The organism is Salinibacter sp. 10B (assembly GCF_002954405.1).
Lineage (GTDB): Bacteria > Bacteroidota > Rhodothermia > Rhodothermales > Salinibacteraceae > Salinibacter.
The window spans coordinates 1,627,393-1,641,734 of the sequence record NZ_MQWC01000004.1 but is presented as its reverse complement, the minus strand read 5'-3'; the positions used below and the strand labels follow the sequence as shown (position 1 = coordinate 1,641,734).

Sequence of the window (14,342 nt, the reverse complement as noted above, 5' to 3'; positions counted from 1 at the left end):
AAGGGTGTGTTTTGAGAGTTAAATCTTTACGTTCCCGATAACGTCCTTCTTCATGGCGGATCTTATACAATCCTTCAGGGAGACAGTCAAAGGTGCCCGATTCCCCATGCAGAAGGTGCACCTCATTCTCAGTCACCTCTATCTCCTTCCGTGGTTTGCACGCCGGTTCGTCGGCTGCGAGTTGCCGCTTCGTCCATTTCTGGACGCCAATCCCTGCCTTGAGCTCGGGGGACTCCCAATTGCTCCGAAGCACACGCGGTACGGGGACGCGCCGCCGTACCTTCCCAGCCTCATGATCGATGCGACCACCGATCCCGCGTCGATTTCTGAGTTTGCGGATGCGCATGCGTTTCCGCTCGTGTTGAAACCGCTTTTTGGAGCGCACAGCCGAGGAGTACGGAAGGTCCCCAATCGGAGGGAGCTGCAGAAGATATCGGCGGAGGAACCGATGATTTTGCAACCCTACGTGGACGCGCCGAAGGAATACGGCATCAACGTCCTTCGCGTCGGGTCCCGTGTCAAAATCTACGGCCTCACGGAAATCACGCTTCGCGCCGTGTGGGGCGACGGGACGCGTACCCTTAACGCGCTTGTGCGCGACGAGTACGGAACGGACCAGGCCGATCTGATTGACGATGGGGCGTGGGTGCCGGATGACGGCTGTCGGGTTCCCCTGCAAACGGCGGCGGATGTACAGGCCGGCAGCTCCTTTCGGGACATCACCGACGAGGTGACGCCGGCGCTCCGAGAGGCGTGTCAAGAGGCCGCCGATCAGATTGATCTGCGGTTTGGCCGCTTTGACGTGAAGGCACAGTCGTTGGAGGCACTGAAAGACGGCGACTTTCACGTGATGGAAGTGAACGGCTCCCCCTCGCTTGATCTCACCCTCTACGACGCCGACTATTCACTCTGCGTCAAGATTGAACGCCTTCGCGCCCATTGGAATCAGTTCTTTCAACAGGCTCAGCCCTGTCGGTCCTGCGACCGAAACAGCTGGGGACTGCTCTCGCACCTCCTCTGGTATGTTCTGTCGCCGAAGGAGTGTGCAATCTCATCCTGGAATGAAGTCGATGACGGTGAACTCGCTTCGGGTGCCGAGCCGAAACGGGGGGCCCCACGTGGCTGAGCCCTGGCTGATGTGTAGTAGCGTGCGATTGTACCAGTGTGAGCCCGTTACCTCAGGAAACTCGATGTGGCCGAGGTACCCCAGGGGCCAGATCTGTCCGTTGTGGACGTGACCGCAGAGGATTGCGTCGGGATCGGCGTCGAGCAAAGTGTCGATCTGGTCCGGCTTGTGTTTTAACACGACACGTGGGCGGCGGGCATTCTGAAACGTCTCCACGAGCGACGTGCTCTCCTCAGTCGTCGTGCGGTACCCAATGCCGAGGAAGCTCGCGGTGTCCGTTTTTTTCAATGCGCCCTCCAGCGGCGTCACGCCAATGTGTTGAAGAGCGTCGAGCAACTCCTCACGCTCCGTGTAGCTGTCGTGGTTGCCCGAAACGAAGTATACCGGCACGTCGAACGTCCGGAGGGGGGCCACGAGGCTGGCGTCCACCGGTTCCATGCCGTCGAGCAGGTCGCCCGTGATGACGACGCAATCGGGACGGTAGTGTCTGGCCTTGCGCACGATGCGCGCGAGATCGGCCTTCGACCAGATGTCGCCGACGTGGAGGTCGGTTAGTTGAAGCAGGCGCAGCGAATGGTCGTAGTCACCTTCGACGCGGCGATAACAAGCCTTTGGGTGTTTGGCGTGGTAGTATCCCACCGCGCCGAGCAGACCTGCCGAGAGCCATACGGTGCCGTCGCCGATGAGAAATCCGACGAGTTCCAGCAGGGCCTGACCGATGAAGGCAAGACCTGCGAGGAAGGCAAGACCCGTCCAGATGAACGCCGTGCGGACGAGGAAGCGGGTGAGGACGTTGCGCGGGGCTTTGATGAGCGCGTAGCCGGCCACCGTGCACCCCCCTAGGAGACCAATCGCGAGATCACCGAAAAACGGCTGGGTGCACTGGATCAGGGCGTAGTGAAGCCCGAGGAACAGGCTCCCTACGAGAATAGCGATGTGGCCGAAGACCGTAAGGCCGGGCATGGAGAAGGGGCAGCGGTGGGGGGGAGAGCGAGGCGGTTCACGGAAAAAGACTCTCCGTTGCGGGGCGACCGGGGCGTCTGTACCGGAGGCGTCTCCCTCCGTTTCGAAAATTCATGGAGCGCGGTACGTTCAGTTCATCGAATAATCACTTTTGCCGGCAAACTTGTTAGGGAGAAAAAAAGTTGCGGGAGTGAGGCGACTGACTAGTCAGTCAAAATGCAAAATGAATTCCTCCCCCGAACGTCGTTCTCAAATCCGAGACGCCGCCATGCGCGTCTTTGCCCGAAAGGGGTATCAGGAGACCGTTGTGGAGGATATAGCTGAAGAGGCAGGGGTTAGCAAAGGGACGATTTACACCTACTTTGATCGGAAGGAGGAACTGCTCGGAGCCGTACATCAGGGGCTTTTTGAAGAGATGGAGGTCCGACAGGCGCAGGTTCTGGAGAGTGACCGTTCGCCGTTGGGCAAGATCCGGGCGCTGTTGCACGATTTTGTGGACATCGTGGGAGGGAAGGAGGACCGGGCGCAAGTGCTACTCGACATCTGGGTGGCCGGGATGCGAGATCCGGACCGGTTCGAAATTAATTTTGCCGAAGCCTATGCCGAGTACCGGGCCCTTCTTCGAGAGTTACTCGAGGAGGCACAGGCTCGGGGGGACGTTCCCGACGACCTCCCCAAGATCGCGCCGTCCGTGCTCATTGGGGCCATCGACGGGCTGCTTCTTCAGTGGCTCCTCGATCCCGACAGCGTCGATTTTGCTAACTCCGCCGACGACGTGCTCGACGTGCTCTATCGGGGCGTGGCGGCCGACGGGACATTAGACGGTTGATGCTTCTCGCGTCCAGTCGTATCATCGATGTTACATTTCGACATCGAAAGAGGTGTTCATGTCTGGTCGTTTTCCACTTTGCCGAATTGCTGCACTGGGGCTTGCCTTTTGGATGGTGGGGGGCGTGTTCAGGGCAGGGGCACAGCCCACGGGTCGGGTCGATACGTTGACGGCCGATGCTGCGGTGCAACGCGCACTGACCGAACATCCTCGGGTTCAGGCGGCTCGGCAGCAGCGCACAGCGGCCGCGGCGTCGGTTCGGGAGGCCCGGAGCGAGTGGTTTCCGGTGATAGAAGGCCAGGCCCGCTATCGACGCCTCAGTGAAAACGTCGACTACACGGTTGATCTTCCCACGCTGCCGGGGAGTGGGGGAGAACGCGTCACGTTTGCTCCGGCCATCCTGAACCGGTACGCGGCGCAGGCCCGGGTGGAGCAGCCCCTCTTTACCGGCTTCCGCATCCCCAACCAGCTGGAGGCAGCGCAGGCCCAGACGCGAGCGGCTCGGGCCCAAGTGGACGCCACCCGAACGACAGTTGCCTACGAGACGCGGGCGGCCTACTGGCGGCTGTACGAGGCTCAGGCTCGGGAGGCGGCGGCGTCCGATGCTCTCCGTCAGATTGAGCGCCGCCTGACAGACGTGCAGAATCGTCAGGCCGAGGGAATGGCCACGGAGACCGACGTGCTACGCGTAAAGGCCCGACGCGATCAGGTGCGTCTGGAGCAGATTCAGGCGCAGAATGACGTGCAGACCGCTCGTCGCCAGCTCAACGACAAGCTGCGTCGCCCTCTTGATGCTCCGGTAGCGCTGGCGGATACGGTGACGATCGACGCGCCAGCACTGCCAGACGCGTCGAGGCTTGTGGCGCGGGCCCGTGAGCACAGAGGGGATCTGGAGGCACTTCGCCAGACCGTGACGGCGCGCGACGCCGAGGTGGACGTGGCGCAGTCCGGGTGGTATCCCCAGATCTCGTTGTTTGGGTCCTATCTCTACGCTCGGCCCAACGAACAGCTTTTTCCGCCGGAAGATCAGTTTGAGGGCTCGTGGGAGGCGGGCGTTTCGCTCTCGTGGCGGCTGTCGGTGGGGGGGCAGACGGACGCGGCCGCCGATCGGGCCCGGGCACAACGGCTGGCGGCGCGGTACGAGTTGCAGGATCGGCGGCAGGCTGTCACTGTGGAGGTGCGAACACAGGTGCAGAACGTGCGCCAGGCACGCGAAGCGGTACGAGCGGCGGAGACGAGCGTGCAGAGCGCTCAGGAGGCGTATCGTTCTGCGCAGTCGCGCTACGAAGAGGGAATGGCTGTGGTGTCAGACCTTCTCGATGCGGAGCAGGCCCGTCGTCGAGCGCGGGCCCGTCTCGCTGCCGCTCAGGCCGAGTATGCACTCGCCCGGGCGGCCCTGGATCGAGCCCTCGGACGAGGCACCACGTCGGCCTCGCCCTAATGAGGTGCTATTTTCGATGACTGATGAGCGGGCCGCCGTCGATCGGGGCATGACACCAGGCGGCGTCTCCCAACGGCTGAGGTTCAATCTTTGACTGCCATGCGAAATCCTCTTCAGGACGTACTCGATGGACGTGCGACATCGGCCGATGCCCTCGATGTCGATCTTCGATCCGTGGGAATAGGCGATGTGGTGTTCGAGACAGAGGGCGTGACGAAGGTGTACGAGATGGGCGAGACCCAGGTACACGCCCTCCGCGGCATTGATCTGGAGCTGCACGCCGGAGAGATGGTCGTCATGCTCGGCCCTTCCGGCAGTGGGAAGTCGACTCTTCTCAACATCATTGGGGGACTGGATATCGCCACGGAGGGGACGGTCCGCTACCGCGGCTGGGACCTGACGCGGGCCGAAGAGACGCAGCTCACGCTCTATCGCCGCTTCCACGTCGGGTTTATCTTTCAGTTTTACAACCTAATCCCGAGTCTCACGGCCGAAGAAAACGTCGCCATTGTTACGGAGATTGCCCGTGATCCGATGGACCCGGTCGCGGCGCTCGATCTCGTGGGACTCGCCGATCGGGCCGATCACTTTCCGGCGGAGTTGTCCGGTGGGCAGCAGCAGCGGGTGGCCATTGCGCGGGCGGTTGCCAAGCGTCCGTCGGTGCTGCTCTGCGACGAGCCGACCGGGGCCCTCGATTCAGAGACGGGCGTCGTCGTGCTGGACGTGCTGCAGCAAATCAACAACGAACTGGGGACGACCACTGCGATCATAACGCACAACCAGGTGGTGTCGAAGATGGCACAGCGGGTGATTTATCTGAGTGACGGGCGGGTGAGTGAGGTCGAGGAGATTGCGGAGCAGGTGTCGGCGAAGGAACTTGCATGGTAGGGCGTTCCGCGTTTTACGTTGGGCGAGGGGAGAAGGGCGAGAGGCGAAGATCGACGGCCGAGGGGGAATTCCACATTCCAAACTCCACATTCCACATTCGAACGGTGTCTGCAATCGGGAAGAAATTGCTGCGGGACCTGTGGGGGATGCGCGGACAGGCCCTGGCTATCGCGGTCGTGATCGTGAGCGGGGTAGCCATGTTCATCGCAGCGCTGGGTACGATGGATGCGCTCACGCGGTCGCAGCAGTCATTCTACGAGGAGGCGCGGTTTGGGGAGGCGTTTGCGGCGCTCACGCGGGCGCCGAACGGCGTGGAGCGTCGTCTGCAGCGGCTGGAGGGGGTGGCGACGGTACAGACGCGCGTCGTGGCCGACGCTCGGCTTAACGTGGAGGCCTTCGATGAACCGATTACCGGCCAGTTGCTGTCTCTTCCCGAGCGGGGCCAGCCCACGCTAAACCAACTCGTCGTGCGGCAGGGACGGCTGCCACGGCGGGGCACGGAGACGGTCGTGAGTGAGGCCTTTGCGGAGGCGCACGACCTGGGGGCCGGCGATGAGGTCACAGCCATCATCAATGGTCGCCACCGCGCCCTCACAATCGTCGGCGTCGTCCTCTCGCCCGAGTACATCTATCAGATTCAGCCCGGGGGCTTCTTTCCCACCCCCGAGCGGTTCGGCGTCCTCTGGATGTCCCGTTCGACTCTGGGGGCAGCCTACGACATGGAGGGCGCGTTCAACAGTGTGTCGTTCTCGTTTACGGCCGGCGCTGTCCCGCAGGATGTGCTCGACCGCATCGATCAGGTGCTGGCCCCGTACGGCGGACGCGACGCGTACCTTCGCGAAGATCAGGTGTCGCATCGGTACCTGACCGAAGAGCTTAAGCAGCTGGAGCAGCTCGTCACGGTGATGCCGGTCACGTTTCTCGCCGTGGCGGCCTTTCTGTTGAACGTGGTAATTGGTCGCCTCATTCGCACCCAGCGGGAAGTGATCGCCACCCTCAAGGCGTTCGGGTATAGCGACTGGGACGTGGGAGGGCACTACGTAGGAATGGTGCTCGTGATCGTAGCGATTGGAGCGGTGGGGGGAGTGGCACTGGGAACGTGGATGGGGCAGTTGCTCTCGCAGATGTACCTGGAGTTCTACAAATTTCCCGAGCTCCACTATGCGCTCGGCATTGATACAGTTGCGATTTCTGTGGGCGTCACGGCCGCTGCGGCACTCGGCGGTACGCTGTACGCTGTGTGGCAGGCGGTCTCGCTTCGCCCTGCACAGGCCATGCAGCCCGAGCCGCCGGCCACCTATCGGGAGACGATCGTGGAGCGTCTGGGGTTAAAGGACCTCTTTGACCAGCCGACGCGGATGATCCTGCGCCACCTGGAGCGACGACCCATCAAAGCACTGTTGTCGGTTCTCGGCATCGCGGCGTCCATCGCCATTCTCATGACGAGCACCTTCTTTGCCGATGCGGTCGACTTCATGATCGACGTGCAGTTCAACCGCGCGCAGCGGCAGGATCTGACGGTCACCTTCACCAGCCCCACGTCCGACGAGGCATTGTATGAATTGACCAGCCTCCGCGGAGTGGTAGAGGCGGAGCCTTTCCGGAGTGTGCCCGTGCGGTTCCAGCACGAACATCGACAGTATCGCACCGGCATCGAGGGCCTTGCGTCCACCCCGGAGATCCGTCGCCCGCTGACCGACGATTTAGAGCCGATCGATCTGGCGGCAGAGGGCGTCGTGCTTTCCAATTACATTGCCGATGTGCTGGAGGTAACACGGGGAGACACGCTGACGGTGGAAGTGCTGGAGGGCGCGCGTTCGACGCGACAGATTCGAGTGGCCGGCCGCACGAAGCAGTTTGTGGGCGTGGGGGCGTACATGCAGATCGATGCGTTGAACCGACTGGTGCGAGAAGGATCGGCCCTCTCCGGGGCGTACCTCGCCCTCGATCCCCGATACGAGGAGGAAACGATCTCGGCCCTCACAGGACGTCCTCGCGTGGCGAGTGTTCAGCTGCAGCGGCGCGCTATCCAGTCGCTGCTCGACACCATGGGCGAAACGGTGCTCACCTTCACGTTTGTGATGGCGCTCTTTGCCGGGGCCATTGCGTTCGGGGTCATTTACAATGCCGCCCGCATTGCGCTTTCTGAGCGAGCACGCGAGCTGGCAAGCCTGCGCATTCTCGGCTTCTCACAGGGCGAGATCGGATACGTGCTGCTGGGCGAGCTGGCCCTGCTTACGCTCATAGCAATTCCGGTCGGGTTTGTATTGGGATACGGGCTCTGTTACGGCACCGCGGTAGGAGCGCAGACGGAGCTTTTCCGCATCCCACTGGTGTTGACGCGGCGTACCTATGCCCTTTCTGCTCTGGTGGTACTGGTTGCCGGAGGCATTTCGGGACTGGTCGTGTGGCGGCGACTGGGGAATCTCAATCTGATCGATGTGCTGAAGACGCGAGAATAGCCGTGGGATGAGAGGCGAGAGGCGAAGGGCGAGAGGCGAACAAGCTACGAAGTTTCACTTGACGTGTTGGAGTCATGATTTGGAATCGGACGGTCGCGATCGGTATTGGCACTGTGGTTCTGCTTGGGCTGCTTGTGTACGGCTTTTGGCCGTCGGCGACGGCGGTTACGGTGGAGCGTGCGGTGCGAGACTCCCTGCGCGTGACGGTGGAAGAGGAGGGGCAGACGCAGCTCCGCGAGCCGTACCTCGTGTCGGCGCCCACCACGGGGTACCTGAAGCGCGTGCCGGGGGCTGCAGGCGACACGATTGGGAAGGGCGACGTGCTGGCGCATTTGGCCACGCTCCCGTCGAACGTGCTCGATGCCAGCAGTTATGAGGCCGCTCAGGCACAGGTCGAGTCGGCCCGAGCGGCCCTGCGACGGGCAGAGGCGAACGCAACGGGGACCAAGGCCGCGCTCACGTACGCTGAGGAGGAGTATCGGCGCCTCCAGCGGCTGCACGAACAAGGGACCGCTTCTCAACAGCAGCTCGATCAGGCGCGGGTAGAGGCTCAGCAGGCGCACGCCAATCATCAGGCCGCACAGCAGACCGTGGCCCAGGCCCGCGGCGAGCTCCGCGCGGCTCGAAGTCGAGTTGTCACAGAGACGTCCGATCCAGAGTCGCTGCCGTCGCGGAGAGCGATTCGCGCTCCAGTTGAGGGGCACATCCTCCGGGTTCATCAGGAGAGTGCTACCGTCGTGCAGGCGGGGACGCCCCTCTTTACCGTAGGGAATCCTGATTCGCTGGAGGTGTCGGTGGACGTGCTGTCGTCCGATGCCGTGCGTATCACGGAAGGGACGCCAGTTGAGCTGGTGCGCTGGGGTGGAGACACGACGGTGGAGGGGCGCGTCCGTGTAGTGCCACCACAGGGCGAGACCGAAGTCTCAGCTCTGGGGGTTGAGGAGCAGCGGGTCGAGGTGATCGTCGATCCGACCGAGTCGTCTCCGCAATGGCAGCGGCTCGGGACGGGCTACCGCGTTGTGGCGCGCTTCGTGCTCTGGGCCGGTGCCGATGTGTTGCAGGTGCCACAGAGTGCCCTGTTTCGTCACGATGGCGGATGGGCCGTGTTCGTGATACAAGACGGTCGCGCAGAGCGTCGTGCGGTCGAGGTCGGACACCGGAGTGGGCTTCAGGTGGAGATTACTGGGGGCCTGCGTGAGGGCACGCCCGTGGTGACGCATCCCGGCAATGAGTTGTCGGATGGGATGCGGGTGGAAACGCGGTAAGGTCAAGGACTCTGAGTACTCACTATTTAGCCTAAAAATAAGCATTTATGCGTCCATTTCGGCTGTCCTATTACGACGAATCGTGTATCTAAAGCGACAATGTCGGCTTTGGGACACAAATTGTCTTTTTAGGGATGGGAGGGGGCTGGACATTTTCTGAGCGTGTCCCTTTTCTCGGGAGTACTGCGTTGGTATTGGACTCCCATTTTTCGAATCACTTCCCAGGGGAGGGACCCGTTCAGATGTGGGGGCACTTCTTTCTGGCGGGTCTAACTCCCGGGTATTCTTTTCAGTCGGGCCGAGCGTTGTCGACAACAGGCCATTGATCTTTTTTCGCGACCTGCTTTCCTTCGGTAGGACAGTTTAGGAAGATAGAAGGCTCAGGGTGTGTGGGAGGTCGTTCCACCGAAAACCAGAGCCGGCATTATCGTCCTTCGAATGAATCTTGAAGAGAAGACGTTATGCAGGTTGCAGTCATCGGTGCCAATGGCGGAATTGGGCGTCGGCTTCTTCCCCTCCTGGATGAGGCAGGCCATGAGGTTATTGGGGTCGTCCGTTCCGAAGAGCAATTCGAACAGATTCAAGAGCGTGGAGGCCTCCCCCGTCTTGGCGATCTCGAAGGAACCTTTGCCCCTGCCCTAGAGGGAGCAGAGGCCGTCGTCTTTACGGCGGGATCGGGTGGGGGGACCGGCTGGGACAAGACGCTTATGGTCGACCTCTGGGGGGCGCGGCGGGCCGTAGACGCCTGTGAAGAGCAGGGCATTGACCGTTTCGTCATGGTGAGTGCTCGGGGGGCGGCCAATCCAGACGCCGGCTACGAGCCGCTCCGGCCCTATCTCGTAGCCAAGCGGTGTGCAGACGACTACCTCGAACGATCGGCTCTTGCGGCGACAATTCTGCGACCCACTACCCTTACCGATGAGGAGGGCACGGGTCGAGTGACCACTGCGTTTACGCCGCAGGACGGCGGTCCGGACATTCCCCGGGCCGACGTGGCCGCTACCGTCCGGGCCTGTCTGGACAACGACGCCACCATTGGCCGCACGATTGAGCTTTACGGCGGCGATACGCCGGTAGAAGAGGCGGTTCGCCCATCGAATTGAATGGTCACAAGGAGGCGTCTTCTTTCCTATTGCGTAGTCCGTATTGCGTATCTGAACGTCCGAGTACAGTCCTACGCCATACGAAATACGCAATATCCGGAATCAGAACGGTCCCCCATTAGAGATTCACTTGAGACCTTTGAGGGGAAGACCGCCTCACCAGCCCGGCAGGAGGTTCAGGCCCACGAATCCGCCCTTCTCGGGGCGTTGGAACGGAGTTGCGTAGAACACCTCCAGGATAAAGGCGCCAAAAAGATTCATGCGCGCGCTCACGCCCGTGCTAACGACCGGTACCCGGCGGTCCGTGTCGCGGTCCCACACGAGGGCTGGTGCGTCCTCGGCGGTCCACGCCACACCGGCATCGGCGAACACGGCAATCTCAGTGGGGAGGTACGGAAAAGAAAAAAGGCCGTAGCTCTCCGTTCCCAGGAAGGGGAATCGGACCTCGGCGCTTGCGGTGGCGACGCGCGTGCCAATGAGCCGATCCAGCACCGGGCAGGTACTTTGAGCAGAGGTCAGAAAGCACTCGTCGGGATCAAACGAGTTGAAGCTGTAGCCACGCACGTAGGCCTGCGAGTATGAGTACCCAAGATACTCTTCCGAAAACAGGTCATTGTCACTGGCGCCGTAATTGCCGATGTGTACGGCGCGTCCGGCAAACGTGAAGAGGCCGGAGCGGAAGTAGCGCCGCACGTCACCGAGCACGGTGGCATAATTGGCACTGCCCAGGGTGGAGCCCACCTGCAGGCGGTACCGTCCTCCCTGGATGGGAGAGGTGAAGCCGAAGTTTGAGAAATCGACGACGTACGCCGCCGACGACTGAGAGAGATACACCGGGTCTCGGGTCGGGATCGAGCCTTCGCTGACTTCAACGAAGCCGCCGAACCCGGACTCTTGGAAAATGCGGAAGTCTTCCGAAAAGCCGTAGCGCGAAAGTCCGGTTTGCACCTCAAAGCGACGGGTGCTCTGGAGCGGATAGGCCCCCAACACACTGAACTGATCAATGAAAATGCGTTGCTCGACCTCAGTCACCTGAAGGGCTCCGTTGCTGAGCACAGACACGAATCCCCCTCGGGAGAGGATGGGGATGTGGGCGAGCTGGAGGCCGTAGTTGAGACGTTGGGCTCGATTGATGTAGGTGACTTGCCCGCCGATGTCCTGGAAGGAACCGTTGGCGAGGACGGAAAGGGAGAGGTTATGTTCGCCCAACATGTCGCTGAAGTAGAAGCCGACGCTTCCGCCCAATTGCGTGCCGAATCCTCCTCCTACTGCTACGCCCACCGACGGAGGGGCAACGGCGTCTAGCTCAAGGCGAGGGCTGTACGGTTGAATGTCCCCGTACGGCTCTGTGGGAAGTCCTGCCGTGGGACGGTCCAGGGCGTCGTCGACAAGGCCGCCGCCGGTCCAGGGAGGAAGGAGGCCCGCTTCCGCCTGGACGGTCGTGTCGGGGGCAAGAGAGTCGGTTTCAACGGGGTCCGGCATGGCCGGCAGTGCAGACCGTTCGGAGAGGATCGAGTCTGGCGGGACCGGCGATGCGAGCCGCTGGATTCGAGTCGAAAGCTCTGACGCATCGAGGGCGACGACCGTATAGCTATTGTCTGAGAACACAGAGAACATCATGCTGCCGCTTTGGGCGGCTACTGTCATCGCCGGGGAGAGAGGCGTGAAGCTGCTGGCGCCGGTTTGCAGGCGGGTAATGGCCGTTGTTTCCTTCGTCTCGAGGTCGAGGTGGTGGACGTCTTTGAATCCATCGTGGTCGCTAATGAAGAAAAGTCCGCGGCCATCGGGAGCGAACTGTGGGTTGTGTTGGAGGCCGCGGGCGAAGGGCCGCAGTGCCTCAATCGCCCCCGTTTCCACGTCAATGAGGGCAAGCCGAGGATGTCCAAACTGAAGCGTCGAAAAATCGGTACCGTTTGGGTTGCGATCCGACACGAAGGCGAGGGTCGTTCCGTCTGGCGACCAGGCCGGCTGGAGATCGCCGTAGCGATCATTCGTAAGCTGGCGTACACGTCCCGATTCGAGGTGGATCAGGTACAGGTCGCTGATGCCTCCGTCCATGCCAGAGAACGCGATCGACTCCCCGTCCGGCGACCAGGCCGGCTGGGCGAGAGAAGGGACGTTTTCCACGGCCACCCGCCGTTCAATTTTGCCCGTTTCCACGTTCCAGATGGCAAGTTCGTTGTCACCTTTCGAGAAGGCGATGAACGCAAAGCGGCGACCGTCGGGCGACCACGTGCCCGCCGAGTTGATGAAGCGAATGGCGTCGAAGTGTGCATCTCGGGTCGAGGACCGAAGCCGCTGTACAATGTCGCCGGAACGGGCGTCGGCCACGTACAAGTTGATCGAGAAGAGATCCTTCGTAGACAAGAAGGCCACGTAGCGTCCGTCGGGGCTCAGGGCCGGGGAAATGTTGACGTCCCCGGTGCCCTTCTCTGCTGAAAGAACGTGGCGCCCGGCGTCCTGTAGCGACGTGCGGTTGTCCACGAGCGGGCCGTACGCCTCCCGGATGGTGCGAATCCAGTCCTGCGAGAGCGAGTCGGGCGTCATGCCGGTGACCAGAGGGATCCCTTCTTCCAGGCCCACGCGTCCCGCCAGCTTGTAGAGCTCCGGCACGGCGCCGTCCCCGTAGGTGCCGCCAATGTACGCCATATAGGCGTGTCCAAAGCGGTACGGGAAGTAGCGTCCGGTGGACAAGTCGTCGATGGTCGGCAGGTCGTCCCGCACCAGCGCATCGCGCACCCACATGGCCGTGTGGGGGTCGTGGGAGCCGATCGATAGGTATTCGGCCATGCCTTCGATGAGCCACAGCGGAAGGCGCTGGAGCTGAATCCCGCTGGGCGTTGAGAGGGCAAGGTCGTACTGATAGGAATGCACGAGTTCGTGCCCGAGGACGTGGTCGGTTTCACTATACATGCCCGTGAACGGCATCACTACCCGCTGTTTCAGGCCCTCAGTGACACCGCCCGTGCCCTGTCCAATCGAGCCACTGATGACGTTGGTTTGCTGGAAGTCGGCGGAGTTGGCGTAGAAAATGAGCGGACGTCGGGCGGTAAGGTCATGGGCAAAGACGGTGCTGTGTCGCTCGTACCAGCGATCGGCCATTCGAGCCGCGTCCTGCGCTGCCGTCTCGGTCTCTTGATAGAAGTAGAGATCGAAGTGCTGGGTCGGTAGGATGTCGAATTTGAAACGGTCGTACTGGACCTTATTTCGTCCAAAGTACTGGGCCGAGGCGTTCGGCGACAGCACGAGCACTAGAGAAAGAGCGATAAGGAACCCAAGGAAAACACGCATGAGGGCCTCCAGGGAGGAGGGAACGGGAAAGGGAAAGCGTAGTGGAGGATTGGTGGGACGTTGTTACGAGCGTCCGTTAGAAAAGTCTGAGGTCCCCGTTAGACGCCGAAATTGAACGCCGGTTCGAGGGCCGGTCGGTGAATTTTTTACACCGATCGGGGAGTGTCCCTTGATGAATAACGGTCTCCATCGTCTCTCACACCACAGCATTTTCTTCTCTCATGGATGCGTTTTTCGCTCTTCCCTATGGTCCACTCCTCATATTTGCACTTCGTCTGATAGATGTCTCCCTTGGCACCGTGCGGATGATCGTAGCGGTGCGGGGACAACGGGGAATTGCTGCGCTGGTCGGATTTGTAGAGGTGCTCATTTGGGTTGTGGCGGTGGGGAGCACCCTTCAACACCTTGGATCGCCGTACCACATTCTGGGATATGCGGCTGGGTTTGCGGCTGGAACGTACGTAGGCATCCTTGCAGAAAACGGGCTGGCGCTCGGTACTGTCGTCGTGCGGGCCATCGTGCCCGACGATGCGAATGGGGCTACGGCTCAGGCCCTTCGCGCAAAAGGGTACGCCGTCACGGAGGTGGACGGCCGAGGGCAGGACGGACCGGTCGACATTCTCAACACGGTCGTGGAGCGAAAAGAAGCTCCCCACGTGATCGATCTCATTGAAGCTCGGGCTCCTCGCTCGTTCGTGACTGTGGAAGAGCTGCGGACGACGCGCCGTGGGCGGCTCCGGCCCTCCGATCGTCGTCCGACCCGACTGGTGCGGCGGTAAATGCCCGACATCTCAATGGATTGCCAATGTTCTCTCACATCGACGTCAGTGCACAGCACGAGAATAGCAACTCCTGGTTAGGGGATCTATCGATCCGTCGCAGCGGTGCAAAAAAACCGATCAGCCTCTCAATGTCCGGCAAAAACGCCGCGTTGCCCGCTGCTCGCCGACCGACGTTATTCGTTCACTCGATCC

Annotated in this window: 10 protein-coding genes; 8 read left to right on the top strand and 2 right to left on the bottom strand. The window is 61.6% G+C overall.

Translation table 11 applies throughout. The features are described 5' to 3' along the window. Nucleotides 1-106: 106 nt before the first annotated feature. Nucleotides 107-1,126: a hypothetical protein gene (locus tag BSZ35_RS06935; protein WP_105011755.1), complete on the top strand. Its 1,020-nt coding sequence runs from the start codon at nt 107-109 to the stop codon at nt 1,124-1,126. Here the strand turns inward: BSZ35_RS06935 and BSZ35_RS06930 are convergent. After that, nucleotides 1,052-2,089 carry a metallophosphoesterase gene (locus tag BSZ35_RS06930; RefSeq protein WP_105011754.1) on the bottom strand — a complete coding sequence of 346 codons (1,038 nt, stop codon included), beginning with the start codon at nt 2,087-2,089 and terminating at the stop codon, nt 1,052-1,054. The genes BSZ35_RS06935 and BSZ35_RS06930 overlap by 75 nt on opposite strands. A gap of 223 nt (nt 2,090-2,312) precedes the next feature. On the opposite strand from BSZ35_RS06930, the gene BSZ35_RS06925 reads away from it, so the two are divergent. From BSZ35_RS06925 to BSZ35_RS06900, 6 genes are all read left to right on the top strand, one after another. Beyond that, a complete protein-coding gene (locus BSZ35_RS06925) occupies nt 2,313-2,918 on the top strand; it encodes a TetR/AcrR family transcriptional regulator (protein ID WP_105011753.1) in 606 nt (201 codons plus the stop codon). Between the two features lie 58 nt (nt 2,919-2,976). Then, nucleotides 2,977-4,359 (top strand): TolC family protein, encoded by a 1,383-nt coding sequence (locus tag BSZ35_RS06920; RefSeq protein ID WP_105011752.1) that lies wholly within the window; start codon nt 2,977-2,979, stop codon nt 4,357-4,359. A gap of 228 nt (nt 4,360-4,587) precedes the next feature. Beyond that, nucleotides 4,588-5,247 (top strand): ABC transporter ATP-binding protein, encoded by a 660-nt coding sequence (locus BSZ35_RS06915; RefSeq protein ID WP_272483058.1) that lies wholly within the window; start codon nt 4,588-4,590, stop codon nt 5,245-5,247. A 104-nt stretch (nt 5,248-5,351) separates the two neighbouring features. Continuing rightward, entirely contained in the window at nt 5,352-7,709 is a 2,358-nt protein-coding gene (locus BSZ35_RS06910) for an ABC transporter permease (RefSeq protein ID WP_105013764.1), read from the top strand. 74 nt (nt 7,710-7,783) lie between these two features. Beyond that, nucleotides 7,784-8,974 carry an efflux RND transporter periplasmic adaptor subunit gene (locus BSZ35_RS06905; protein ID WP_105011750.1) on the top strand — a complete coding sequence of 397 codons (1,191 nt, stop codon included), beginning with the start codon at nt 7,784-7,786 and terminating at the stop codon, nt 8,972-8,974. A 461-nt stretch (nt 8,975-9,435) separates the two neighbouring features. Beyond that, entirely contained in the window at nt 9,436-10,077 is a 642-nt protein-coding gene (locus tag BSZ35_RS06900) for an SDR family oxidoreductase (RefSeq protein WP_105011749.1), read from the top strand. A 156-nt stretch (nt 10,078-10,233) separates the two neighbouring features. Here BSZ35_RS06900 and BSZ35_RS06895 read toward each other — a convergent pair whose 3' ends face one another. After that, complete coding sequence (locus BSZ35_RS06895) at nt 10,234-13,368, bottom strand: basic secretory protein-like protein (RefSeq protein ID WP_105011748.1); 3,135 nt, start codon at nt 13,366-13,368, stop codon at nt 10,234-10,236. A 221-nt stretch (nt 13,369-13,589) separates the two neighbouring features. On the opposite strand from BSZ35_RS06895, the gene BSZ35_RS06890 reads away from it, so the two are divergent. Beyond that, a complete protein-coding gene (locus tag BSZ35_RS06890; protein ID WP_105011747.1) occupies nt 13,590-14,147 on the top strand; it encodes a DUF5698 domain-containing protein in 558 nt (185 codons plus the stop codon). Nucleotides 14,148-14,342 lie beyond the last annotated feature (195 nt).